The sequence below is a fragment of the Aeromonas allosaccharophila genome (assembly GCF_000819685.1).
Lineage (GTDB): Bacteria > Pseudomonadota > Gammaproteobacteria > Enterobacterales > Aeromonadaceae > Aeromonas > Aeromonas allosaccharophila.
The window spans coordinates 1-23,620 of record NZ_CDBR01000074.1 but is presented as its reverse complement, the minus strand read 5'-3'; the positions used below and the strand labels follow the sequence as shown (position 1 = coordinate 23,620).

The window sequence follows — 23,620 nt, the reverse complement described above, 5'->3', positions numbered from 1 at the left end:
TCCTCGGTCATGGAGTGAATATCATACAGCTCGAACCTGAACGAATCCTTTTTAGCCCCCAAAAACGATCAGGCTTATCGACTATTCCGGTTTGGCGGGATTGGGCGAGATCGGCATAATGGCGGCTTGCCGTATTGAGGAGATTGTATGAAATATATCGGAGCCCACGTCAGTGCGGCCGGCGGGGTGGAGAATACCATCGCCCGCGCCCAGGCCATCGGGGCCAACGCGTTTGCCCTCTTTACCAAGAATCAGCGTCAGTGGCAGGCTGCCCCCTTGGCGGAGGCCACCATCCGCGCCTTCAAGGCGGCCTGTGACAAGGCCGGTTTTCTGCCACAGCAGATCCTGCCCCACGACAGTTATCTCATCAATCTTGGCCATCCCGATCCCGATGGTCTGGCCAAATCCCGTGATGCCTTTCTCGACGAGATGAAGCGTTGCGAGCAGTTGGGGCTTTGCTATCTCAACTTCCACCCTGGCAGCCATCTCAAGCAGATCCCCGAGGCGGCCAGCCTCAAGCTGGTGAGCGAGTCGATCAACTGGGCGCTGGAGCGCAGTGAGGGGGTGACGGCGGTGATCGAGAATACCGCCGGGCAGGGGACCAACCTCGGCTGGTCGTTCGAGCAGCTCGCCACCATCATCGAGGGGGTGGAGGACAAGAGCCGGGTCGGGATCTGTTTCGATACCTGTCACGCCTTTGCCGCCGGCTACGATCTGCGCACCGCCGAGAGCTGCGCCGCCGTCTTTGCCGAGTTCGACCGCACGGTGGGTTTTCACTATCTCAAGGGGATGCATATCAACGGCGCCAAGTGCACCTTCGGCAGCCGGGTCGATCGTCACCACAGCTTGCGGGAGGGCAATCTGGGGGAGGCTGTGTTCCACCACATCATGAATGATGATCGTTTCGATCGCATTCCGCTGATCCTCGAGACCATCGACGAGTCCATCTGGGGCGAGGAGATCAGCTGGTTGCGCAGTCTGGCAAAGTGATAGTCAGCGAGCGGATCAAAGAGAGGGAGCCATGGCTCCCTCTCTGCATGTTGCTTTTCCGCCATAGGCGCTCTGGTTTGCTAGCGATGATCTGGCCGGGGGTTAGTCCGGGCTGATCACCTCGGTATCGTTCATCTGAGCCCGGCAGAAGTGGAGAAAGTGGCGCAGGGAGGCGGAGTGGTACTTCTGCTTGTGCCAGATGAGGGAGAGCTGGCGCGGGAAGCGGCGGGTGAGAGGCAGGGCCACCAGTCGGCCATCCTTGAGCCGATCGGAGACCGCCAGCCGGGAGATAAAGGAGATCCCCAACCCCTTTTCTACCGCCAGCATCACCGCTTCCAGAGTATTGAGTTCAAGCCCTGCCTGCCAGCGGGGCAGCTCGGGCTGGATCTGCTGGATAAACTGCTCGCGGCTGCCCGATTGCGCTTCACGCAGTACCCAGGTCTCGCCGCCCAGTCGGGAGAGGGAGAGCTCCGGCTCGTCGGCAAGAGGGTGACCGGGGGGAGCCACCACCAGCATCTCGTCCTGCAGCCAGGGTTCGGCGAGCAGGTCGGGGTGGTGGTTCTCTCCTTCGATCAGCGCCATATCCAGCTCGAAGTTGGCCAGCGCATGGCAGAGCAGGTGGGTGTTGTTGATGGTCACCTTGGGGGGCAGCCCCAGCTCCTGTTTGCTGCTGGCGAGCAGGGTCGGCAGCAGGTAGTTGCCGATGGTCTGGCTGGCGCCCAGGCGCAGCTTACCGCTCGGCTCGGCATCGGGGCTGAACAGGTTTTCGATATCCTGCATCCGGGTCAGCAGCTCTTCGGCGGCCGGTTGCAGCAGGCGCCCCTCGTTGTTGAGCTGCAATCTGGGGTGAATGCGGTCAAACAGCGGGGTGGAGAGCTGGCGCTCCAGCTCCTGCAGCGACTGGGAGACGGCCCCCTTGCTCAGGCAGAGCTCGTTGGCGGCAAGGCCAAGGTTTCCGTAGCGGGCAATGGTGGCGAACACTTTCAACTGCTGCAGGGTCAGTTTCATGCTGTTTGGTTTTCCTGAACGATTGATTTAATTCATTTAGATATCGTAAACGATAAGGGGCCATTATCCTATCGCCATAGTCATCAATAGAAAGGTGTCATCATGATCGCAAGAACCCGTAAATCACTGGCTGCCGCCCCAACCCCCATGGCGGGTCTGGCGCTCGGCATCGCCAGCCTTGGTTGGTGTTGGGAGAATGCCGGTCACTTCGATGGCCGGATGCAGCTGCTGGGCGCCGCCGTTGCCGCCGTGCTGCTGGTGATCCTGACCTTCAAGTTTCTGCTTCATCCCCGCCTGCTGTTGCAGGATCTCGCTCACCCCGTGGTGGGCAGCGTGGTACCGACCTATGCCATGGGTACCATGGTGGTCTCGAAAGCGCTGGGGATGATTGCGCCGCAAGCGGGCGAGGCCCTCTGGCTGTTTGCCGTGGCGGTTCACCTGCTGTTCCTTGCCACCTTTATCTGGCATCGCGCCAAAGAGTTTGAAATCCACCACATGGTGCCGAGCTGGTTTGTGCCGCCGGTGGGGATCATCGTGGCTGACGTCGCCTTCCCGGGCGGTCAGTTTGCCCCGCTGGCCAACGGCCTGCTCTGGTTCGGGATCATCTGCTACGGCCTGATGTTGCCGCTGATGCTCTATCGCCTGATCTTCAGCCATGAAGTGCCGGATGCCGCCAAACCGACCATCGCCATTCTGGCGGCCCCTGCCAGCCTCTCTCTGGCCGGTTACCTGACCGTCAGCCAAGATCCCTCCTTGCTGCTGGTGGCCGTGCTGCTGGGGATCGCCATCCTGATGACCGGCATCATCTATCTGGCCTTCATCAAACTGCTGCGTCTGCCCTTCTCGCCGGGTTATGCCGCCTTCACCTTCCCGCTGGTGATCGGTGCCACTGCCCTGTTCAAAGTGGCCCATCTGGTGGACGGGTTTGCGCAAGGGAATCACTACGTCGAGCAGATCAGACTGTTGGCCCACTTCGAGCTGGGGGTTGCCACCGTGATCGTCGGCTATGTGGCACTGCGTTACCTGATGTTCTTTCTGCCGCAGCGTGATACCGCAATGAACAACGGCATGGCCCGCCAGGGTGCTCACCGTTAAATCTTGACGATGTGACATCGGAACATGGTCAAGCAGTGCGCTCAGAGAGCGACGGGATAAACGACCAGTCATACGATGGATGGACAAAGAGCCACCACTCTGGTTGTGTAATAAGCAAGATGCCCCGCAGTGCGGGGCATTTTTTTGTGGTTTTTTGAGCTCGCGCTCGTGTCGGGTTGCTGGCCATGAAATTAACTGGTATTACCTGTCAGGATGACTACAATGCACCACAACTTTTTTGCTTGACCCCGAATCATGTCTCCCCAAGATCCCGTATTTAACTCCTCCTTTGAAACCCGTTTTCTGCATCCCCGTTACTGGTTCAGCTGGCTGGCCCTTGGCCTGCTGATGCTGCTGGCTTTTGTGCCGGTGCGATTGCGCGATCGTTTGGCTGATGCTTTGGCGCCGCTGGTGTTGCGTGTGTCCAAAAAGCAGCTCTATATCGCCAGAACCAATCTGGAGATCTGCTTCCCGGACAAGAGCCCGGAAGTGCGCGATGCCATTGCGCTGACCTCGATCCGGGTCGGCCTCAAGAGTCTGCTGGGATTCGGCGAGTTCACCATGCGCAGCCAGCGTTATCTGATGAGCCGGATGCAGGTGAGTGGCTGGGAACATATCGAGGCGGAGCGGGCAGCCGGTCGGCCGGTGATCCTGGTGGTGCCCCACACCTGGCCGGTGGATGCCGCCGGTTACTGCTTCACCCAGCGCGGGGTGCCTATGTGCACCATGATGAAACGGGCGCGCAATCCGGTGTTTGATTGGCACCTCAACCGGGCACGGGCCAAGAACGGCTGCCGCGTCTATGAGCGCAGCGCCGGGATCAAGGCGGTGATCAGAACCATCAAGAGCGGTCGCAGCTTCTTCTATCTGCCGGATCAGGATCACGGCCGCGAGAAGAGCATCTTCGCCCCCTTCTTTGGCCACCCCAAGGCGACCCTGCCTGCCTTGCCCCGTCTGGTGCAGGTCAGTGGCGTCAAGGCGGTGCCGTTGCTCGCTTGTTACGATGAAGCGAACCACTGCTACAGGCTGGAGATTGACGCGCCGTTCGACAACTATCCCACCGATGATGTCATGGCCGACACCTGCCGGATGAACGATATGGTGCAGCAGCAGCTGACCCGTCATCCCGGTCAGTACATGTGGTTCCTTAAAATTTTTGATACCCGTGAAGATCAGGAGGGGCCGGATGGCCGCTACGAAGAGGGTATCCGCCGGATCCGCAAGGGATTGTCGCCTCACGGCTGATCCTGAATTTGTATGCATTGAAATGGCCCCATGTGGGCCATTTTTTATGATGACTCGTCTGATCAGTGCCTTGCAGGCTGGTGGCCAGCCCCTTGAGGGTAGAAAAAAATGTCAGGATAACTACAATAACTGTTTGTTTTTGATGACTTGATGGCCGCCATGTCCCCGTTAGATCCGGTATTTGATACCTCATTTCATAGTCGCCTGCTCCATCCAAAATGGTGGGGGAGCTGGTGCGCGTTGGGGCTGCTCTCCCTGCTGGCATTTACCCCGGCGAGGCTGCGGGACCGTTTTGCCGATCTGGTCTCACCAACCCTGCTGCGATTCTCGAAAAAGCAGGCCTATATTGCCGATACCAACCTCAAGATCTGCTTTCCCGAACTGGATGCCGCCGGGCGCCAGGCGCTGCTGCTCAAATCGATCCGGGTCGGGCTCAAGACCTTTATGGGCTTTGGCGAGCTCAGTTGGCGCAGCAAGGCGCGGCTGACCCGCCGTATCAAGGTCACCGGCTGGGAGCATGTGCAGGTGGAGCAGGACGCGGGTCGGCCACTGATCCTGGTGGTGCCGCACACCTGGGCGGTCGATATGATCGGTCGCTACTTTTCCATGATGGGTATCAACATGTGTACCATGATGAAAAGCCCGAAAGATCAGGTGTTTGACTGGTACATCAACCGCGAGCGGGCCAAGGCGGGCAAGGTGTATGAGCGCAGTGTCGGCATCAAGCCGGCGGTCAAGACGATCCGCGCCGGTGCCAGCTTCTTCTATTTGCCGGATCAGGATCATGGCCGCGAGGCGAGTGTGTTTGTTCCCTTCTTCGGCCATCCCAAGGCGACCCTGCCGGCGCTGCCCAAGCTGGTGAAGCTGACCGGGGCCAGAGCGGTGCCTATCTTCGCCAGCTATGACGAGGATGAGGGGCGCTATCTGCTGGAGATCGAGCCGCCATTCGATCCCTATCCCACCCCGGATCTGCTGGCGGATGTCAATGCCATGAACCGGGTGGTGGAGATGCAGGTGGCCCGCCATCCCGAGCAGTACATGTGGTTTCTCAAGATTTTCGAAACCCTGGAGCATCCGGTGGGGGATGACGGCCTCTATGAAGCGGGGATCCGGCGCATTCGTCAGGGCTTGCCGCCAGAGCCTTGAAAGTTGGCCCGCTTGCGGGCCATTTTTGTTGCTTCAGCGGCGGGTTAAGGTAAGCGGCCGTGCCGTTTTTTCAGGCGCTCAGCTGGACAAAAACAGCGCAAACAGGGGATAAAAGGGTGTCTTATGAAAGGGAGAGGCAGGTGAGCGTGCGCGGAGCTATCTTCGAGAGCGGAAATAGGGTAAAAGGGCGGCCATGAAAATTCCAAATCGAATCCAACCTCTGGTTGATGACGGCCTGGTCGATGAGGTCGTCAGCCGGTTGATGAGCGGCAAAGAGGCCGACGTCTATGTAGTGCGCTGCGGCGACGAGATCCGCTGCGCCAAAGTCTATAAAGAGGCCTCCAAGCGCAGCTTCAAGCAGGCCGTGGTCTATCAGGAGGGGCGCAAGGTGCGTAACAGCCGCAGCGCCCGCGCCATGGAGAAAGGCTCCAAGTACGGCCGCAAGCAGCATGAAGAGGTGTGGCAGAACACCGAGGTCGATGCTCTGTTCAAGCTGGCTGCTGCCGGTGTGAGGGTGCCGCAGCCCTATGTCTGCCTCGATGGCGTCCTGCTGATGGAACTTATCACCGACGAGGATGGCAACGTTGCGCCGCGCCTCAACGATGTGGCACTCACTCCCGAGCAGGCGGTCATCGATCACCACAAGGTGATCCGCTATGTGGTGCGCATGCTCTGTGCCGGCCTTATTCACGGCGATCTCTCGGAGTTCAACGTGCTGGTGGACAGCCAGGGCCCCGTCATCATCGACCTGCCCCAGGTGGTGGATGCCGCCGCCAACAACCAGGCCAAGGCGATGCTGGAGCGGGACGTCAACAACATGCGCAACTACTACGGCATGTATGCGCCCGAGCTGCTCAAGACCCGTTATGCCCAGGAGATGTGGGCGCTGTTTGAAGATGGCAAGCTCACCCCCGAGAGCGAGCTGACCGGCCACTTTGAAGAGAGCCGTGCCGCCATCGATCTCGATTCCGTGCTGCACGAGATCGAGAGCGCCGAAGAGGAGGCATATGCTCGTCAGGCGCGGATGAAGGCTGAGCAGGAAGACAGTTACTGAGGGTTTGCCACTCTCACCACCAGAGCGCCTTAGGGGCGCTCTTTTTATTTCTGCATCGACTGCGGCCGGGGGGCTAGCTGGTACATCTCCAGCCAGCGGCGATCCCCCGGATGGAAGCGCCGCCCCAGAAACACGCCACCGGCTGCCGTAATGACCTTGCGGGAGGCCAGATTATCTTCGCCGCAGCTGATCAGCACCGGCGCCGCCAGCACCTGCTGTTGTACCCAGCGCAGCAGCACGGTCGCGGCCCCTTCACCACTGCGAGAGGGGCGGGTCTCGTAACCGATATGACCCAGCCACTGGCGGGTCGCCTCATTGTCACCGTGACGCAGACGCAGGGTGGCGATGATCTCCCCGCCATCGAGGGCAAAATAGGTGGTGGCAGGCAGGTATCCGTCGGGTAGATTGCGCCCTTCGGCGTGATCCAGCAGGCTCTGTAGCCAGCCGTCCGGATCAAATTGCGCCACCTGATAGAGCGGCAGTCCCGCCTCGGCACATTCGGTGACATAGCGGCGGTAGGCGGGGGCATCTGCCAGTCTGGCCGGGCGGCACTGCAGAGCGGGAACCGACCTCATGACAGGAGCACGCTGGGTTGTAGCGGTTGCGGTTCACTGTGGTGGGGTTCCAGCACGCAGGCCCGTTGCCTCCCCGCCTGCTTGGCAGCATAGAGCGCCCGATCCGCCCGCAGGTAGGCCGCTGCAAACCCCTCGTCAGGGTGCAGCGAGGTGAGGCCGATGCTGAGGCTGATAGGCCCCCCCGCCAGTGCTCCGGTTGCCTCGGCGATCTGCTGCTGCAGGGCGTGGCAGTAGGTGGGCAGGGTCTGCGGGTCTGCCATCAGCAGCAGGGCCAGCTCATCGCCGCCGAGCCGACCGGCCATCCCCTCGGCAGGCAGGGTATTGGCGATCACATGGCCCACGGCCCGCAACATGGCATCACCGGCGGGGTGGCCGTGGCGGTCGTTGATCTGCTTGAAGTTGTCCAGATCAATCAGCAGCAGCTGGCCGGGGTTCGCCATCTCGCGGGCGCGCAGGGTCACCTGGCGTTCAAAATAGTGGCGGCTGAACAGGCCGGTCAGCTCATCCTGATTGGCGCGCCGCTCCAGCTTGCGTTGGGTGGCCAGCATGGCCTGCTGCTGGCGGGTGTGAACCAGACTCAGCAAGAGATAACTGCGGGCGATGGTAAAGAGCAGGCTGAGCAGGATCACCGGCCCGAGCAGCGGATCGGTGAAGGAGTTGGCCGCCAGCTCCGGATACCAGAGGTGTTTGGCGATCCGCAGCAGTTGCAACAGCAGTTGCAGGGCGAGCAGCAGGATGGCAAAGCGCAACACCCGATAGACCGGGGCCAGCCGCTGGTAGCGCCAGAGCTGCCAGATAAGCAGCGCAATCTGCAGCGAGAGTACGCCGGAGAGCACGATGATCCGGCTGTGCACATCAGAGAGGGGCTGCTGCAGGGTCGTCAGGGCAAACAGGGCGAAACCGGCGAGGGTGACGGCGGGCAGCAGCCAGCCCAACGGGTCGGCTTCACGCCGAAAGAAGTGGCGCATCCCCCGTTCATAGAGCAGAGGGGTCGCCATCAGCAGCAGGTTGGTCAGCAGAATATTGGCGAGCGAGGCTTCACCCTCAAGGGGGCGCAGCAGCAGACAGCTGAAGGCACCGGCGATGGCCAGCTCGCTTCCCGCCCAGTAGAGCAGCGCCCTGATCTGGCGATGGCTGTACCACATGGCGGCGAAAATGGTGGCGACCCCCATATGTGACAGCGTGACGAACAGCACCAGACTCAACAACTGGGCCGAGGAAAACAGACTTGGCATCGAGGGCTCTCTGGAACGGTCACCTGTGAACGAACGGGCGATGGGGTATCGCCTGCTGGCAGTGGCCGATCACAACATGAATTCAACCTATTATCAATTGGTTAAATGGCCTGATGTGCTTGCTCCCGACTTCATGCACGATAGCGACAGCTGACTCGATTTATCGGGTGGTATGGCGCCATTTTATTGTCTTGTCAGTCAATTGTGCTGCGAGCAATATGGCCGTGTTGGTGACAGTGTTGCCCCCACCGCCAGCCCTCGTGTTAATCGCAAGTTGCTGCTGGCAAGCGCATCACGGTGGCCTTCCGGCCCAGATGGGTCAGCAGACGGCGCACGTCGTCGAGGCGGATGATCAGGGTAGCGGTGTTGACCAGCGGATGGCACTGCACCTGTTCGGCCTGCCAGATGGCCTCGTCCACCACCAGTTCTACGGCCTGTTCGCTATCGCGCACCATGGCGAGCAGGGTCACCGAGCCCGGGGTGAGGCCGAGCACCGCATCGAGCCGCTCGGGGGAGCCAAAGCTCAGCCGCTTGACGCCAAGCATGACCGCCAGCCCCTTGAGATCGACCCGGATCGCCTCCGGACTCACCACCAGAAATAGCCGCTCACTCTTCGGATCGCGCAAAAAGAGGTTTTTGGTCTTGGCGGCGGGCAGGTCGGGCAGCAGCCTGCTCGCCTCCTCGCAGGTAAACACCGGGGGATGATCGAAACGCTGGTAGGGGATGGCCAGCTGATCCAGCAGGGAATAGATTGCCACAGAGACTCCTTTCGTCGGCGAAGAGTGGTCAGAACGGGATGAGCGGGAATAACGACCGGATCGAGCTTACCAGTTTGACTCCCGCCTCGCAGCCTGCGTGACGATTGCGAGCAGGCACTGTATGAACGTACAATAGTCCCATTCTCGGACAGCCCCTTTACCTTCATGACTGCAACCCAGCCCACCGTACCCGCCACCCCGCCGCTCGACGGTTTTATCCTGACCCGCCACGGTCGGGACGTGCGCGGCCGCAACGGGCACGCTGCCACCACCGAAATCGTGATGTGGCTCTGGAGCGCGCAGGGACCGGTGCGGGTGGTGGTGCCGGGGCAGGAGCCGGTCTTCTTTCTGCCACAGAGCCATATGGCGGAGGCGGCCGAGCTGTTCAAAGGCGCCGGGGTGAGCGGGCGGTTTCGCCGTCTGCCGATGCACACCTTCGACGGTCGCCCTGTGGTGGGTTGCTATTTCGCCACCCTGAGCGCCTTTCACCGTGCCATCGAGCTGTTGCTCATTCGCGGGCTCGAGCACTTCGAGGCGGATATCCGGCTGCCGGAGCGTTTTCTGATGGAGCGTTTCATCACAGCTGGCGTGCGCTTCGATGGCCGGGCGGTGAAGAAGGGCGGCAAGCAGGGCTACTGGGAGGTCAACGAGGCACGCTGCGCACCCCAGGCGGTGACGCCCAGCCTCTCATGGGTGTCCCTCGACGTGGAGTGCGCCATGGACGGGGCGCTGTTCTCGGTCGGTCTTTACAGCGAGCAGGATGCACGGGTCATCATGATCGGCGCACCGGAGGCGGATGCCGAGAGCTGGGGCACCAAGGTCGAGTGGGTGGCGGATGAAAGCGCCCTGCTTGGCGCGCTGGAGAGCTGGTTCAGCCTGCACGACCCCGATCTGGTGATTGGCTGGAACGTGGTCAATTTTGACTTTCGCCTGCTGCTGCGCCGCGCCGAACTTAACAAGCGGCGTCTGCGGCTGGGGCGGGGGCGCGAGCTCTGCTTCTGGCGCTCATCCCGCAACGATCCCCAGACCGGCAACGTCATCATCCCCGGGCGCATGGTGCTCGATGGCATCGACACCCTCAAAAGCGCCACCTGGCAGTTTGCCAGCTACAGTCTGGATGCGGTGGCCAGCGAACTGCTTGGCCGTGGCAAGGATATTGAGGATGTGGCCAATCGGGGGGAGAAGATCACCCTGCTGTTTCACTCCGACAAGGAGGCGCTGGCCCGCTACAACCTGGAAGATTGCAAACTGGTGTGGGAGATCTTCGACTACTGCCACCTCATCCCCTTTGCCATCGAGCGTGCCTCTCTCACCGGTCTGGAGCTGGACAGGGTAGGAGGCTCGGTGGCGGCCTTTACCAACCTTTATTTGCCTCGATTGCACCGCGGTGGCTACGTGGCCCCTAATCTGCCTGCTGACGGTGGGCTGGCGAGCCCCGGTGGCTATGTGATGGACTCCAAGCCCGGTCTCTATCGCCATGTGCTGGTGCTCGATTTCAAGAGCCTCTATCCCAGCATCATCCGCACCTTCTGCATCGACCCCATGGGGCTGGTGGAGGGGCTGCAACATCCCGACCACGCCATTTCCGGCTTTCGCGGCGCCATGTTCTCCCGCGAGCGGCACTTCTTGCCGGATCTCATCGCCACCCTCTGGGCGGCGCGGGATAGAGCCAAGGCGGCCAGCAACAAGGCGCTCTCCCAGGCCATCAAGATCATCATGAACTCCTTCTACGGGGTGCTGGGCTCGGGGGGCTGCCGCTTCTATGATCCGCGACTTGCTTCATCGATCACTTTGCGCGGTCACAGCATCATGCAGCAGACCCGCGAGTGGATTGAGGCGAAGGGGTTCGAGGTGATCTATGGCGATACCGACTCCACCTTCGTTCATCTGGGCAGAGATACCACCCCGCAGCAGGCCGAACAAATTGGCCGCGAGCTGGCCGCCATGATCAACGACAACTGGACGGCGCTGATCAAGCGCGAGTTCAGCCTGCCAAGCTATCTGGAGATCGAATACGAGACCCACTATCGCCGCTTCTTGATGCCCACCATCCGTGGGCTGGAGAAGGGGAGCAAGAAGCGCTATGCCGGGCTGGTTGGCAAGGAGATCGAGGGGCAGGAGGGGAGTGAGCAGCTGGTATTCAAAGGGCTCGAATCGGTGCGTACCGACTGGACCATGCTGGCCAAGCAGTTTCAGACCCGCCTCTATGAGCTGGTGTTTCACGATGAAGACCCCAGCGGCTATGTGCGCACCATGGTGGATGAGACCCGGGCCGGTCGCCACGACGATCTGCTCATCTATCGCAAGCGGCTGCGCCAAAAACTCGAGGAGTATCAGAAGAATGTGCCCCCCCATGTGCGGGCGGCGCGACTGGCCGATGAGGAGAATCTGCGCCGCGGGCTGCCACAGCGCTATCAGCATCGAGGCTCCATCGCCTATCTGATGACCCTCAATGGCCCCGAGCCGCTGGAGTACCGGCGCAGCGCCATCGATTACGAACACTATATCGACAAGCAGTTGCGGCCCATTGCTGACGCCATCCTGCCCTTTATCGGCGAGTCGTTCGACCGGATCTGCGGCCAGCAGCTGGATCTTTTCTGATTGGCGCAAGATGGCCCTTTACTTCCTATGAATACTGGATAAAAATACAGTTATAAATCATGGAGAAGTTTCCTATGCGTCTTGAAATCATCATCGACAGAAAACATCAGATCCCGACCTCGACCATGGAGGCGCTGCGTCAGGAGCTGCTCAAGCAGCTTGGCGAAAAATTCCCCGACATCCATGTGCGGGTCGCGCCGGGCAGCGCCATGGCCCTGACTGTCAGCCGTGCCAGCAAGGAAGACAAAGAGCTGGCCGAAGCCATGGTGCAGGAGGTGTGGGAGAACGCCGAGAGCTGGATGCCGGAAGAGAACGTCGCCTCCTGATCCCGCACGGTCAGTGGATAACTCGTGCGTTCGATAAATGGGCGGCGGATAAACGGGCATGCCCGCTAACGCACCGTTGATCCCCGGACAACAAAAAACGCAGCCAAGTGGCTGCGTTTTTTGTTGGTGGCCAGTGGCGAGCGGTGGTTTCTGGCTCTGGGTTGAGCCAGGTCCGTTATAGCCCCGCCCAGCTTTTCAAGCTCTGCTGCTGCACCCGGCGGTTGGCCTCGCTGATCTCCCCTTTGGCGCGCAGCTCCTTGATTGCGAGCGGCAGTGCGGCGCGGATCTCGTCACTACTCATCCCGGCTTTGAGGGCTGGGTGATAGGCGAGCTTGAGCAGTACATAGTCCAGCCCGGTCAGGAAACTGTCGATGCTGTTGTCATTGAAGATGGATGGAAACACCTTGTCCGAGTCGTTGGGCAGCCCCATCACCTGGGTGAACTCCTCCACCACGCAGTCAAGAAAACGCCCTTTGGCCCGGCTGTAGTCTACCGGAATGATGATGGTGGCACGGCTGATCTCGTGTTTCGCATTGGTTGCGAAGTTGGCCAGGCAGAGCCCCTCCTTGAGTGCCATCCCGACCGACGGATCGCCCCCCATGGTGCGGTTGGCCCAGCTCTTCATCTTGCTGTAGTCGGTCATGATCAGGGTCAGATTGGGCTTTGCGGTCACCATGCTGATGGGGTGGCCGGTGATGCGGGCCAGATGGGCCGCCTGCACCTTCACCACGTCGGCCTGCAGCGGCTTGTCGCCCGACTCGTTGACAAGCAGCAGCCGGATCGGTTGCTGCCAGCGGGCAAAACGGGTCTGCTTCGCTTCGCCATACTCCCGCTCCATGGCGATGGCCATAAAGCTCTCGGTGAGATAGCGGTCGCTCTGCCAGCGCTCATCGGCCCGGGCGCTGTGGCCCGCGAGCAGAAGCAGCAGGGCCAGCAGCCCGCGTGACGTGAAGCGGGGACGGGCAGCGCAACCCAAGTTGGCCATTACCAAAGTGGCAATAAAGCGGGTGGCGGCAAATGACATGTTTCCTCCCTGAAACGGGTGTCAGCCTAGCGGCTGGCCTTGTCGATATCGCGCCAGGTGAGCCAGAGCCTGAGATCAAACTCCAGTTGATGATAGTCCGGCTCCATGTGCTGGCAGAGCTGGTAGAAGCTCTTGTTGTGATCCTTCTCTCTGATATGGGCCAGCTCGTGCACCACGATCATTTTCAGAAACGGGGGCGGCGCCTCCTTGAACAGGGCGGCGATGCGGATCTCGTTCTTGGCCTTGAGCTTGCTGCCCTGCACCCGGCTGATGTAGGTGTGCAGGCCGAGGGCATCCTTGATGACGTTGATCTTGCCATCGAACACCACCTTGGACAGGGGGGCCGAGCTCTTGAGGTAGCGGTTCTTCAGCTCCATGGTGTAGGCGAGCAGCGCCTTGTCGCTCTGGATCGGGTGGCTATCCGGGTAGCGTTTGGCCAGCATCTCCCCCAGCTTGCCTGCCGCGATCAGCTGCTGTACCTGTGCCTTGAGAGGGTCGGGATAGCCGCCCAGATAAGTCAGTTCCGCCATGGTGTCACTCGTCACATCAAAAAGAGCGTCATTGTAGTTATCTCGGGCGTGCTTGCCTACTGCGGGCCGCCGCTGCAAGGCGTTCTGGCGCAAGAAAAAGGGCGGCCATTGCAACAATGGCCGCCCTGCGGGGCGTGATGGGTGATCAGCGTCGGCGATAGAGACCCGGATCCACCTCTTCGTAGTGGCTGGTCAGGTATTGATAGAAGGCGAGATGGGAAGGCGAGCTGGGCTTTTTAAGCTCCTCGCTCACCCGATCCGGCTTGGCGATGATGAACTTCGGGCTCTGGCGCTGGATATCGGCCAGTACCCGCTCGCGCACGTCATAGGGCGGATTGACGTTGGCAAAGAAGAGATAGGCGGAGGCTGGCTGGCGATCGGTCCAGAGATAATATTGCGGCTGGATGCCATCGACCCAGATCTTGTCGCTCGGGACTGTCTCGGCCTTGATGCGATCGACCCGCACCTGGGCGGCGGGATTGAAGGGGCGACCCTTGAGGGTCCCTTCCCAGGCGTTGTTGATCATCAGCAGCAGCATGGCCAGCGTCGCCAGCCAGGGGGTGGCACTGCGCACATCCCAGGCGCGCCAGAGGGGGATGAGGATCAGCACCGGCAGCGCCCACAGCAGGCTGGTGCCGAGCACTTCGTTAACCCGCTCGAGGGACCACTCCTTGGTGCTCCAGCCAAAGGCGAGCTGCTGGGCCAGCAGCCAGCTGGCGGTCAAGACGACCAGCGAGATGCAGAGCAGGCCGATGGCATCTGCCTGCTGTTCGCTGCGATCCAGCAATACCGCCAGCGGCAGCACCGCCAGTTGCAGATAGAGCACGTCGTAGTGATCGAATACATGGCCGGAGACCGAGTTGGCGATCAGGGTAAACAGCACCCCAAACAGGGTCGCCAGCAGGGCGGGCAGATACCACTCCTGACGGCGGCTCAGCATCAGAATAATGAAGGCGGGCAGCAGCATCACCAGGCCGGTGCGCAGCAGGCCGACGGCGCCCACCATGGGGGAGAAGCCGTTGCCGTAGCTCCCCTCGAAGAAGATGTCGAAGGCGTAGTATTTGAAGGCCGCCAGCAGATCATGTTGCTGGAAGTAGGCGTAAAGCGGGCCGCCAATCAGCGCCAGCCCCAGCAGGCTGGAGATGAGCAGCAAGATGGCGTCGCGCCACTTCTCGTGCAGACACCAGTGGCAGAACAGCACCAGATACCAGGCGCCCCAGAAGGCGCCGTTGTTGGTGCGCATCCAGGCGACGATGGCGAAGGTGAGGGCCGCCACCAGTGCGGGCCACCAGCGAAATCCCTTGTCCAGCAGCAGGGTGATAAAGGCCCACTGGGCGATGAGGGCGAGGTGGAAGGTCCAGTCCTCGGTCATGTTGCCGTAGTAGTAACGGGTACCGTAGAGAGCCAACACCGCCAGCATGGCGCCGAGACGCGCCTTGAACGAGAGGCCAAGCTGGGCAAAGGCCTGCCAGCTGGCCAGCAGCCCGAGCCAGCAGAGCACCCATTCCAGTGCCCAGATCCCGACAAATCCCCCCATTCCATAGCCCAGCGCGTCGAGGGCGAAGATCATCGGCCCCTTGATGTCGATCATGTCGCGATAGAGCACACCCCCTTCGCTCCACATCTTGCCCATCACCGCGAACAGCGAGGCATCAAAGCCCGGCGCCATGGCGTGGAAGAGCGGGTTGCGCAGACAGAAGAGCAGCGCCAGCAGGGCGGTCAGCAGCACGATGGCTGGCTTTATGCCCGGGTTGACGCGAGGGGGAGTGAAACGGATGGAGTGATTCATGAAGTCGCCTGTTCCTGCAGCTGGTCTTGAAAGCGGGCCTATCTTGCCGAGCTAGTGAGTGCGATGCAATGGGGCTGGCCCGCGTGGGGCAAATATTCTCGAAAAAGCCCGGTTCTTGCAGGGAACCGGGCGTTGGCTGCGGCAATATTGGCCGTCAGGGGGATGTGGCAAAGCCATTTCCTCTCTGTATCAACTGAAGTACTCAAGCAGGGGCGGCTGCGCTTCCAGCGTGGGCAGGTGGCGAGCCCAGCGGATAAAAGCGTCGGCCAGGGTGATGCCGAGCTCCTGATTGTGCTGGGTCAGGGTGCGCGCCAGTGCGGTGTAGCCCTCCTTGCCGGAGGCGGTATAGGCGCTCGACACCCCGCGATAGACCTGTTCGGGATTGACCGCTTGCCACTGGCCGGGGGCGGCTTCCCACTCCAGTCGGGTGATGCGCTGGCCCTTGGGCAGATTGGCCTGATAGGTGAATCGTATTCCCGCGGTGTAGGGGAAGCTGCCGTTGCCATTGCCGACTACGCCGTTGTTGGTGGCGTTGTCGATGGCATTCTCCAGCGCTTCCGCCAGCTCGTGGCCGTGCACCCGATAGAGGGTGAGCGGAATGGCAAACGGCAGCAGGCGACCGGCGATATCCGCTTCGCTCAAGGGGCCAGGCTCCAGCGAGCAGCGCACGCCACCGGCGTTGTGCAGGGCAAAGTCCACCTCACCCACTTGCTCGCGTGCGGCGGTCAGCATGGCACGGGCCACCAGCGGGGCGAGCTGGCTGCCGTGGGGCTGGGCGGCATCCGGCAGCCGCTGATGGGGCAGTGGCGCCGCCAGCCGGGTGACGATGCGCTGGCTCATGGTTTCAATCTCCGGCCGGTAGCGTTTGGCCAGATGTTGTTCAAGCTGTGGATCCGGCTCGCAGAAGGTGAGCCCGGCGGGTGGGGTGGAGGCGAATGGCCAGGGCTGCCATGGGAGCCACTCCAGCTGCCCCTGACTTTGCACGACGCGGCCCGCCTCATCGAAGGTGAGCTCGCAGACGCCGAGGCAGAGGGCGCTGTGGCCTGCGTGCAAAATGGCCACCCCGTTGTTCATCAGCGGATAGCTGCCTTCGCTTGGCAGACCCAGCGGCGCGAGATCTCCCAGCAGGCTGTGGGTATGGCCGCCGATGATGAGGCTGAGCTCGGGGAAGCGTTCGGCCAGCAGCTTGTCCTGATCCAGCCCGAGGTGGCTCAGCAGCACGATATGCCGGATCCCTTCGCTCTTTATCTCCCGCAGCACTTTGCTGAGGGTGTCGGCCACCGCGTGGAAACGGGTATGGGGATCCGGGTTGGCGATGGCGGCCATCTGGGCGAGGGTGATGCCGAGCAGCGCAAAGGGAACCCCGTCGATCACCCGGCGATGCCAGGGCTGATGGGCGTCGTAGAGGTGGGGAATATCCCACAGCCCGAGTTGCGTGTCGGCCGGCTCCTGGCTGTTGTCCAGATTGGCGGCCAGCACCGGAAAATCGAGCTGGCGCAAAAACTCCACCAACGGGCCGTTGCCCAGATCGAATTCGTGGTTGCCGAGCACCATGGCATCGGGGGCCAGCATGGCGAGCAGGTCGGCGTTGGCGCGCCCTTTGAAGCGGTTGAAATAGAGCGAGCCCTGAAAGGAGTCGCCACCGTGCAGCAACAGAAAACGCTGGCCGGCTGCTGCGGCTTTGGCACGCAGTTGGGTCAGTCGGGTCAGGATCCGGGCATATCCGCCACACTGGGTGCGCCACTGGCCTTCACCGACCGGGGAGAAGCTCATCGGCGCGCCATCGAAGTGGGAGTGGCAATCACTGAAATGGGCAAGTTGAACCGTAATACTCATCTCGGTCCTCCTTAGGGGAAAAATGAGCACCGAGTCTACTGCAAAGGGGGGGGAGGATACCAGCCCGGCAGGGTGCCGGGCTGGTCAGCGATCAGGCGGGTACCATGATCTGGGTGGCGATGATCACCACCAGCAGGCCGACGCCCACCGGCAGGGAGGTACGTTTGACCACCTCGAACGGCGAGAGTTTGCCCATCCCCGCACAGGCGACCACCACACCGGAGACCGGTGAAATGGTGCGACCCAGGTTGGAGGCTTGCAGCATCGGGATCACCAGATAGGCCGGGTTGATGCCCAGGCTGCTGGCCAGGTTGGGGATCAGCTCCACGAAGGCGTAGAAGGGGGCATTGCCCGAGCCAGTGGTGAAGGCGGCCAGGGTGGTGATCACCACCAGTGACAGCATCATGATCATGCCGCCCGAGCCGAGATCCTGGGCGTGGGTCAGCAGGGTGTCGATAAAGCCGATGGTCATCAGACCCTGAGCAAAGACACCGGCACCGACCAGCAGCATGACCACACCGGCAAAGGCGTCAGCCATGTTGCGCCAGCAGACCTGCAGACCGTCCAGCAGCTCCTTGCCATTGCGGATACGCACGAGTTCCAGCAGGCTGGCCAGCACCATGCACATGACGATGATGGTGACGATATCCAGCTGCGGGCCCCATTTACCGTCAAATATCAGCACCCCGATGATGGGGGTGAACGGCAGGATGGCGTAAAAGGCAGGCGCCGTCGTCACCAGATCGCCCGGTGCAACCGGCTCGTTGTGCTCGCCGGATTTCTGGTCAAGGTAGCGCTGCCAGAAGAAGTGGGTCACCGCCATACAGGCGATCGCCACCAGCGAGATGGGCAGGGTCAGCTTGAAGGCAAAATCCAGCAGCGGCATGTTGGCAGCTTGGGCGGCCATCACCACGTCACCGGAAGTTGGTGCCAGAATGATGGCGGCTGGCGAGGCGCACACGGCCGCCGCCGCGCCACGGGAGATCCCCATGTTGACCATCAGCGGGAACAGGGTGGCCATCAGCAGCACGCCGAGGCCGGTAGCGGAGCTCACCGCCAGCGACATGGCGCAGGCCACCAGATAGGCAGCCACCAGCAGGATATAGGGGGACTTGATGATGCCGAGCGGTTTGCTGGCCAACTTGACCAGAATGGTGTTGGCGCCGATATGGCTCATGTAGCCGGCGAAGCCGCACAGCACCATGATCAGCATCCCCAGTCCACCGCCACGGTCATTGAGCAGGAAGCGGACGTATTCGAAGATATCGGTTGCAATGTAACCGGTGCTGACCACCTTGCTCGGCAGTACCGGCTTGCCCATCATGGCGGTGATGACCAGCAGCAGCAAGCCGCCGCTCAGCAGCACCCCGGTCGCGGAGTATCCTTTGAAAATGGCACGGCCCACCACCAGGGTGACCAGGGTGCCAACGATGAGTTCCAGCATATGTTGCCTTCTGATTGGATGAGAGTGGAGGGAGTCTATTCCGATAGGGGTAGAGTGGCGACTGGAAACAGGATGTTGTGTGAGCTAAATCAACGTTTAACCCCGTGAACAGAATTAAAGAAAGGTAAAGGTACTTTACCCAGCGGGTTTGGCTACCTACCCTTGCCAGCCTTGGTTGTCTTTTGAGGCTTTTATATGGCGATTGGTGATTCTGTAGGCATTAAACGCTCTCTTTTCCTGCTTGCGATGCTATTTTCACCTACTTGCGTGTTTGCGGTAACCAATGACGGTTTTCATCAAACCGGTCCTCATCAGGCGGTCGCCATGCGGCGTCTCATGGCTCCTCACTCTTATGGGGTACTGGTGGTTGCCGAGGGGAACAGACCCCGTTTTGCCGCGCTGGCATCCAAAACCACCGAAGCAAACTGCCTGGTCCGTCATGCCATCCGGGTAGATGGGGTTGCGCTGCTGGTCACCCCGAGATTCTATGCCAGAGAGGGAAAACGGGGACTTTGCGAGCTGTGGCTCAATGAGGGGGCAGATCAGGACTTTTTTGCCAACCGTCTTAAAAATGATCATTTTATTCAGATAGATGGTCATGACATCAATGTGAAAAACTATCACCTCGACTGGCAGCGCATCAGCCGTCATGCTCAATAAAAATACAGTTTTGCCCTTGTGCCATACTCTGCTCACGCAACCTGTGAGCGTGCTCTGATTTCTGGGCCCATCATTGTATTGCGCCGCTTCGTCGTCACACATAGGCTATACCCGTCATCTGTGTGGCGGTGGGTTTCACCAAGGTTGGTACTCCGCCCGTGCAATCAAGGAAGGTAGTCTGGCATGGTCAGCAAGGTTTATGGAGTAGTGGGGGTCGGGTTGTTGCTGTTGCCCCTGATGAGTCAGGCTCAGCCGAGCCGGCCGCAAGTGGTGCCAGAGTCCCGCATCAATGTCCGTTTTTATGAGGTTCATGCAACCAGCCCGGACCAGCTTGCCCGTGCGATTGCCCAGAGTGCCCCCAAGGTAAATGGCAAGCCTGTGCTCGGCAAGGCGAGTTATCAGATGGACTGGCAGCTGGAAACCGAGCAGTTGCCGGGACGCTGCCAGCTCAACCGGGTAACGGTCACCACCAACGCCACTGTGCTGTTGCCCCGCTGGCGTGAGAGCGCGAGCAGTAACGATCCTGCCCGTCAGCGCTGGGGACGGTTGCTCTCCAGCATGTTTGACTACGAGTCCCGCTTCAAGGAGATGGTGCTGCAAGGGGCCAATCAGGTGGGCGGGGCGATTGCGGCGCTACCCGACCATGCAGATTGTCAGGCGCTGCGCTATGCCGCGTGGGCGGCGGGCAGCGGCGAGCTGAGCAAGGTCAAGGGGCGACTCGATGATTTTCAGCGTCAGACCGGCTACGGCGAACAGCTAGGGGTGCGTTGGCCCAAGTGAGCTCTATATAGGGCATAGGGCCCGATATCCTGCCAACCCTCCTCAATATCGCAAGATTTGATAAATAGAATGGCCGCCCGATGGGCGGCCATTCTATTTGTTTGCAGAGTCCGGTTTAGGCCAGCGCTTTGCCCTTGAGCAGCTTGCGCACCCAGTAACGGGCAGGGTGGAGCGCCTCCAGCAGATCGGCGGCCAGCGGCAGGGGATCGCCGCAGATCTCGCTGGCGAGCAGCTCACCACAGAGCGGCGCCGAGCAGAGACCCCGTGAGCCGAGCGCACCCAGCACATAGAGGCCGGGGTGAAGAGGCAGCGGCTGGGCGTTGTGCTGATCATGCTGCAGATGCGCATAGTGATCTTCCAAGCCTGCCAATCTGGCGATTGGCCCCACCACCGGCAGGTGATCCCGACTGGCGCAGCGCACCCCGACGCGGGCCTCATTGCCACTCACATCCACTTCGGCGGGCCAGGTTTGCTCCGGCAGACAGGCTTGCAACCGCGCCTGATTCTGGATCTGTTCCTCGGCACGAAACTCGAGACTGCTCTGGTTGCGGCCATAACTGGCGCCGATGCAGTGCTGCTCGTTGTGCATCGGGGTGAGGTAGCCGTCGTAGCAGAGCACGGTCTTGAGCTGACGCAAGCTGGTCGAGGTCGGCACATGGCTCACCTGACCGCGCACCGGATAGAGCGGCAGTTCGGCAAAGGGGAGCAGTGCTGGCAACTGGTGACCGGCTGCGACCACCAGATTGGGGGTCTGCCAGTGGCGGCCATCCTGGCTCTCTACGTGCCAGCCCTCTGCCAGTTCGGCAATGGTGCTCACCTTTGCGTGGTACTCCACCTGCAACAGACCGCTGGCTTGCGCCTCTTTTAGCGCTGCGCGGGTGAGATCGGCCGGACAGAGCCAGCCCCCCAGCGGATAGCTGACACCGTTATATCCACTGGGCAGGCCAGCGATCGTGTTGGCCTCTGCGGCGGAAAGGGGTTGTATCAGCTCGGGCGGGAAGGGGCCCTGGCTCATCTTGGACAGCTTGGCGCGGGATTTGTCGTCATAGCCCAGCTGCACCACACCGCATAATTCGAAAGCGATGGGATGGTGCTCGGCCAGTGCCAGCAGCCGTTGGCGGGCATAGCCAAAGGCCAGCGAATAGAAGCGCGACAGCGCATCGTGCTCGCCGTTAAGCAGTGGATAGAGCGCGCCCTGGCGGTTGCCGGAGGCGCCGGTGGCCGGTTCGCCATCTTCGCACAGCAGGGTCACCTTGCGACCCCGTTCCACCAGGGAGAGTGCGGTCATGGCCGAGGCGACGCCACCGCCGATGATCACAATCTCGCCATCCCTGCCTACCGGACGCGCATAATGGTTAGCGATCGTCTGCGCGGGAACCTTGTCACAGCGCTCACCGATCAACATGGCCCACTTGGTGCCGTGGCCCTTGGTCTTTTTCATCACAAAACCGGATGCGGTCAGCCCACGGCGCACAAATCCGGCGCAGGTAAAGGTAGATATGGTCGCGTTCTCGCGAGCGAGACGGGCCAGCCCATCAAACAGCTCCTGCGTCCACATCTCGGGGTTCTTGGCCGGGGCAAAACCATCCAGATACCAGGCATCGACCAGACCCTCTGTCCGGTGCGGTACCAGCGGCAGCATATCCTTGATGTCGCCGAACCAGAGATCGAGGCGAACGCGACCGCCCGCAAAGAGCAGGCGATGACAGCCGGAGACTGGCAGCGGCCACTGGGCGATGAGATCCTGGCTCAAGTGGCCAAGCTCGGGCCAGGCGGCCAGCGCCTTGCGCAGATCGCCCTGGGTCAGGGGATATTTCTCGAAACTGATGAAGTGCAGACGGGAGCCGTTGCCGGATTGGGGCGCCTGTTCCAGGAACGCTTGCATTGTCGCCAGAAAGTTAAGACCTGTGCCGAAACCTGTTTCACCTATCACGAAAGTGTCACTATCGTGGTGCGAAAATCGCGCAGGTAGCCGGTTTTGCTGCAAAAAGACGTAGCGGGTTTCACTTAGACCGTTATTATTGGAAAAGTACACATCCCCGAAGTCACTGGAGACAGGAGTTCCCGCTTCATTCCAATCCAATCGGGCATGATGTAAGGATGTTTGACTCACGTTTTCCTCGGCTCGCGTCACAAAATCGCGGGCATTCTACGTGAAAGCAGACCAGTTTGGCAGCCGAAAGCGGGTAGACTTGGCGCCAGTTTTTCCAGACGAGATGAATTAATGAGAAGAGCAGTGATCACCGGTATCGGCGTCATCTCCAGTATCGGCAACAACAAGGAAGAAGTGCTGGCCTCCCTGAAAGCAGGTAAATCCGGCATCACCTATTCCGAGCAGTTCGAACAGCACAACCTGCGTAGCCGTGTCTGGGGTAACATCAAACTCGATCCGTCTGAACTGATCGACCGTAAAGTCATGCGTTTCATGGGGGATGCGGCGGCGTATGCCTATCTCTCCATGCAGCAGGCCATTGAAGATGCCGGTCTGGCGGAAGATCAGGTCTCCAACGAGCGTACCGGCCTGGTGGTCGGTTCAGGCGGTGCCTCCGGCAAAAACACCTCCGAATCTTGCGATATCGCTCGCGAGAAAGGGGTCAAGCGTGTGGGCCCTTACATGGTGCCGCGCACCATGTCCTCCACCACCTCTGCCTGTCTGGCAACCCCGTTCAAGATCAAGGGTGTCAACTACTCCATCAGCTCTGCCTGCGCCACCTCTGCTCACTGCATCGGTCACGCCATGGAGCTGATCCAGCTTGGCAAACAGGATGTGGTGTTCGCTGGCGGCGGTGAAGAGCTGGACTGGTCCTCTACCATCCAGTTTGACGCCATGGGCGCACTCTCCACCAAGTACAACGACACACCGGAAAAAGCGTCCCGTACCTATGATGCGGACCGCGACGGTTTCGTTATCTCCGGTGGCGGCGGCATCCTGGTGATCGAAGAGCTGGAGCATGCGCTGGCTCGTGGTGCTCACATCTATGCCGAGCTGACCGGTTACGGTGCCACCTCCGATGGTTACGACATGGTTGCGCCGAGCGGTGAAGGCGCCGTGCGTTGCATGAAGATGGCGATGCAGGGTGTGGGCAAGGTTGATTACATCAACACCCACGGCACCTCCACACCGGTCGGTGATACCAAAGAGCTGGAAGCAATCCAGACTCTGTTTGGCACCAACGGTCCCAAGATCTCCGCGACCAAGGCGATGACCGGCCATGCGCTGGGCGCTGCGGGCGTGCATGAGGCTGTCTACTCCTTGCTGATGATGGAACATGGTTTTATCGCCCCCAGCATCAACATTGAGAATCTGGACGAGAAGGCAGTGGGTCTGCCCATCGTACGCGAGTACGAAGCGGCCGAGCTCAATACCGTCATGTCCAACAGCTTCGGCTTTGGCGGTACCAACGCCTCTCTGGTGTTCAGCAAGTTCAAAGCCTGATCATCCGGTTGATATGAAAAAAGCGCCTCAGGGCGCTTTTTTTGTTTTCTGGTTTTGTCATCAATGCTGCAGAGCAGAGCAGAGCAGA

Annotated in this window: 21 protein-coding genes; 11 read left to right on the top strand and 10 right to left on the bottom strand. The window is 60.8% G+C overall.

The window, feature by feature from the left end; genetic code table 11:
* The first annotated feature begins 147 nt into the window (after window positions 1-147).
* Window positions 148-990, top strand: coding sequence for a deoxyribonuclease IV (gene nfo, locus BN1115_RS13055; protein ID WP_042657492.1), 843 nt, complete (start codon window positions 148-150; stop codon window positions 988-990).
* A 102-nt stretch (window positions 991-1,092) separates the two neighbouring features.
* Here the strand turns inward: nfo and BN1115_RS13050 are convergent, their stop codons facing one another.
* Entirely contained in the window at window positions 1,093-1,998 is a 906-nt protein-coding gene (locus tag BN1115_RS13050) for a LysR substrate-binding domain-containing protein (protein ID WP_042657491.1), read from the bottom strand.
* 102 nt (window positions 1,999-2,100) lie between these two features.
* Between BN1115_RS13050 and BN1115_RS13045 the strand changes: the two genes are divergently transcribed.
* The 4 genes from BN1115_RS13045 (at window position 2,101) to BN1115_RS13030 (ending at window position 6,538) form a co-directional block, all read left to right on the top strand.
* Window positions 2,101-3,093 carry a TDT family transporter gene (locus BN1115_RS13045; protein WP_042657490.1) on the top strand — a complete coding sequence of 331 codons (993 nt, stop codon included), beginning with the start codon at window positions 2,101-2,103 and terminating at the stop codon, window positions 3,091-3,093.
* 255 nt (window positions 3,094-3,348) lie between these two features.
* Window positions 3,349-4,338, top strand: a complete 990-nt coding sequence (locus tag BN1115_RS13040) for a lipid A biosynthesis (KDO)2-(lauroyl)-lipid IVA acyltransferase (RefSeq protein WP_042657489.1) — start codon at window positions 3,349-3,351, stop codon at window positions 4,336-4,338.
* 150 nt (window positions 4,339-4,488) lie between these two features.
* Entirely contained in the window at window positions 4,489-5,484 is a 996-nt protein-coding gene (locus BN1115_RS13035; RefSeq protein ID WP_042657488.1) for an LpxL/LpxP family acyltransferase, read from the top strand.
* 193 nt (window positions 5,485-5,677) lie between these two features.
* Entirely contained in the window at window positions 5,678-6,538 is an 861-nt protein-coding gene (locus BN1115_RS13030; protein WP_042657487.1) for a PA4780 family RIO1-like protein kinase, read from the top strand.
* A 44-nt stretch (window positions 6,539-6,582) separates the two neighbouring features.
* On the opposite strand, the gene BN1115_RS13025 is transcribed toward BN1115_RS13030, so the two are convergent.
* Window positions 6,583-7,113 carry a GNAT family N-acetyltransferase gene (locus tag BN1115_RS13025; RefSeq protein ID WP_042657486.1) on the bottom strand — a complete coding sequence of 177 codons (531 nt, stop codon included), beginning with the start codon at window positions 7,111-7,113 and terminating at the stop codon, window positions 6,583-6,585.
* The gene (locus tag BN1115_RS13020) at window positions 7,110-8,348 is read right to left on the bottom strand and encodes a GGDEF domain-containing protein (RefSeq protein WP_042657485.1); all 1,239 of its coding nucleotides are present in this window, start codon (window positions 8,346-8,348) and stop codon (window positions 7,110-7,112) included. Before BN1115_RS13020 ends, BN1115_RS13025 begins: the two co-directional genes overlap by 4 nt.
* 25 nt (window positions 8,349-8,373) lie before the next feature.
* Between BN1115_RS13020 and BN1115_RS22890 the strand changes: the two genes are divergently transcribed.
* The gene (locus BN1115_RS22890) at window positions 8,374-8,502 is read left to right on the top strand and encodes a hypothetical protein (protein WP_279615287.1); all 129 of its coding nucleotides are present in this window, start codon (window positions 8,374-8,376) and stop codon (window positions 8,500-8,502) included.
* Between the two features lie 109 nt (window positions 8,503-8,611).
* On the opposite strand, the gene BN1115_RS13015 is transcribed toward BN1115_RS22890, so the two are convergent.
* Window positions 8,612-9,106 carry a prolyl-tRNA synthetase associated domain-containing protein gene (locus BN1115_RS13015; protein ID WP_042657484.1) on the bottom strand — a complete coding sequence of 165 codons (495 nt, stop codon included), beginning with the start codon at window positions 9,104-9,106 and terminating at the stop codon, window positions 8,612-8,614.
* A 165-nt stretch (window positions 9,107-9,271) separates the two neighbouring features.
* Here BN1115_RS13015 and BN1115_RS13010 point away from each other — a divergent pair, with 165 nt between their 5' ends.
* Window positions 9,272-11,707, top strand: a complete 2,436-nt coding sequence (locus BN1115_RS13010; protein WP_042657483.1) for a DNA polymerase II — start codon at window positions 9,272-9,274, stop codon at window positions 11,705-11,707.
* Window positions 11,708-11,781: 74 nt separating this feature from the next.
* Window positions 11,782-12,033: a DinI family protein gene (locus BN1115_RS13005; protein ID WP_005333426.1), complete on the top strand. Its 252-nt coding sequence runs from the start codon at window positions 11,782-11,784 to the stop codon at window positions 12,031-12,033.
* A 175-nt stretch (window positions 12,034-12,208) separates the two neighbouring features.
* On the opposite strand, the gene BN1115_RS13000 is transcribed toward BN1115_RS13005, so the two are convergent.
* The 5 genes from BN1115_RS13000 to dcuC form a co-directional block, all read right to left on the bottom strand.
* On the bottom strand, window positions 12,209-13,018 hold the full coding sequence (locus tag BN1115_RS13000; RefSeq protein WP_425247994.1) for a DUF2927 domain-containing protein: 810 nt from the start codon (window positions 13,016-13,018) through the stop codon (window positions 12,209-12,211).
* A gap of 65 nt (window positions 13,019-13,083) precedes the next feature.
* Window positions 13,084-13,587, bottom strand: a complete 504-nt coding sequence (locus BN1115_RS12995) for a M48 family metallopeptidase (protein WP_042657481.1) — start codon at window positions 13,585-13,587, stop codon at window positions 13,084-13,086.
* Between the two features lie 145 nt (window positions 13,588-13,732).
* Window positions 13,733-15,376: a hypothetical protein gene (locus BN1115_RS12990; RefSeq protein ID WP_042657480.1), complete on the bottom strand. Its 1,644-nt coding sequence runs from the start codon at window positions 15,374-15,376 to the stop codon at window positions 13,733-13,735.
* A gap of 189 nt (window positions 15,377-15,565) precedes the next feature.
* Entirely contained in the window at window positions 15,566-17,212 is a 1,647-nt protein-coding gene (locus BN1115_RS12985; protein ID WP_042657479.1) for a bifunctional metallophosphatase/5'-nucleotidase, read from the bottom strand.
* Window positions 17,213-17,303: 91 nt separating this feature from the next.
* Entirely contained in the window at window positions 17,304-18,656 is a 1,353-nt protein-coding gene (gene dcuC / locus BN1115_RS12980) for an anaerobic C4-dicarboxylate transporter DcuC (RefSeq protein WP_042657478.1), read from the bottom strand.
* Between the two features lie 195 nt (window positions 18,657-18,851).
* On the opposite strand from dcuC, the gene BN1115_RS12975 reads away from it, so the two are divergent.
* Complete coding sequence (locus BN1115_RS12975) at window positions 18,852-19,316, top strand: hypothetical protein (protein ID WP_042657477.1); 465 nt, start codon at window positions 18,852-18,854, stop codon at window positions 19,314-19,316.
* Window positions 19,317-19,499: 183 nt separating this feature from the next.
* A complete protein-coding gene (locus BN1115_RS12970; RefSeq protein WP_042657476.1) occupies window positions 19,500-20,096 on the top strand; it encodes a DUF922 domain-containing protein in 597 nt (198 codons plus the stop codon).
* Window positions 20,097-20,211: 115 nt separating this feature from the next.
* On the opposite strand, the gene mnmC is transcribed toward BN1115_RS12970, so the two are convergent.
* Complete coding sequence (mnmC, locus tag BN1115_RS12965; protein ID WP_208597762.1) at window positions 20,212-22,230, bottom strand: bifunctional tRNA (5-methylaminomethyl-2-thiouridine)(34)-methyltransferase MnmC2/FAD-dependent 5-carboxymethylaminomethyl-2-thiouridine(34) oxidoreductase MnmC1; 2,019 nt, start codon at window positions 22,228-22,230, stop codon at window positions 20,212-20,214.
* A 90-nt stretch (window positions 22,231-22,320) separates the two neighbouring features.
* On the opposite strand from mnmC, the gene fabB reads away from it, so the two are divergent.
* On the top strand, window positions 22,321-23,532 hold the full coding sequence (gene fabB / locus BN1115_RS12960; protein ID WP_042657474.1) for a beta-ketoacyl-ACP synthase I: 1,212 nt from the start codon (window positions 22,321-22,323) through the stop codon (window positions 23,530-23,532).
* Window positions 23,533-23,620: the final 88 nt, after the last annotated feature.

Excerpts from the sequence above, each read along its gene's own strand:
- BN1115_RS13045 (WP_042657490.1), top strand. The coding sequence starts at position 2,101 with ATGATCGCAAGAACCCGTAAATCACTGGCTGCCGCCCCAACCCCCATG.
- BN1115_RS13000 (WP_425247994.1), bottom strand. The coding sequence starts at position 13,018 with ATGGCCAACTTGGGTTGCGCTGCCCGTCCCCGCTTCACGTCACGCGGG.
- dcuC (WP_042657478.1), bottom strand. The coding sequence starts at position 18,656 with ATGCTGGAACTCATCGTTGGCACCCTGGTCACCCTGGTGGTGGGCCGT.
- BN1115_RS13005 (WP_005333426.1), top strand. The coding sequence starts at position 11,782 with ATGCGTCTTGAAATCATCATCGACAGAAAACATCAGATCCCGACCTCG.
- BN1115_RS13025 (WP_042657486.1), bottom strand. The coding sequence starts at position 7,113 with ATGAGGTCGGTTCCCGCTCTGCAGTGCCGCCCGGCCAGACTGGCAGAT.
- BN1115_RS13020 (WP_042657485.1), bottom strand. The coding sequence starts at position 8,348 with ATGCCAAGTCTGTTTTCCTCGGCCCAGTTGTTGAGTCTGGTGCTGTTC.
- BN1115_RS12975 (WP_042657477.1), top strand. The coding sequence starts at position 18,852 with ATGGCGATTGGTGATTCTGTAGGCATTAAACGCTCTCTTTTCCTGCTT.
- BN1115_RS13010 (WP_042657483.1), top strand. The coding sequence starts at position 9,272 with ATGACTGCAACCCAGCCCACCGTACCCGCCACCCCGCCGCTCGACGGT.
- BN1115_RS12995 (WP_042657481.1), bottom strand. The coding sequence starts at position 13,587 with ATGGCGGAACTGACTTATCTGGGCGGCTATCCCGACCCTCTCAAGGCA.
- BN1115_RS13040 (WP_042657489.1), top strand. The coding sequence starts at position 3,349 with ATGTCTCCCCAAGATCCCGTATTTAACTCCTCCTTTGAAACCCGTTTT.
- BN1115_RS13030 (WP_042657487.1), top strand. The coding sequence starts at position 5,678 with ATGAAAATTCCAAATCGAATCCAACCTCTGGTTGATGACGGCCTGGTC.
- BN1115_RS12990 (WP_042657480.1), bottom strand. The coding sequence starts at position 15,376 with ATGAATCACTCCATCCGTTTCACTCCCCCTCGCGTCAACCCGGGCATA.
- fabB (WP_042657474.1), top strand. The coding sequence starts at position 22,321 with ATGAGAAGAGCAGTGATCACCGGTATCGGCGTCATCTCCAGTATCGGC.
- BN1115_RS13035 (WP_042657488.1), top strand. The coding sequence starts at position 4,489 with ATGGCCGCCATGTCCCCGTTAGATCCGGTATTTGATACCTCATTTCAT.
- nfo (WP_042657492.1), top strand. The coding sequence starts at position 148 with ATGAAATATATCGGAGCCCACGTCAGTGCGGCCGGCGGGGTGGAGAAT.
- BN1115_RS12970 (WP_042657476.1), top strand. The coding sequence starts at position 19,500 with ATGGTCAGCAAGGTTTATGGAGTAGTGGGGGTCGGGTTGTTGCTGTTG.
- BN1115_RS13050 (WP_042657491.1), bottom strand. The coding sequence starts at position 1,998 with ATGAAACTGACCCTGCAGCAGTTGAAAGTGTTCGCCACCATTGCCCGC.
- BN1115_RS12985 (WP_042657479.1), bottom strand. The coding sequence starts at position 17,212 with ATGAGTATTACGGTTCAACTTGCCCATTTCAGTGATTGCCACTCCCAC.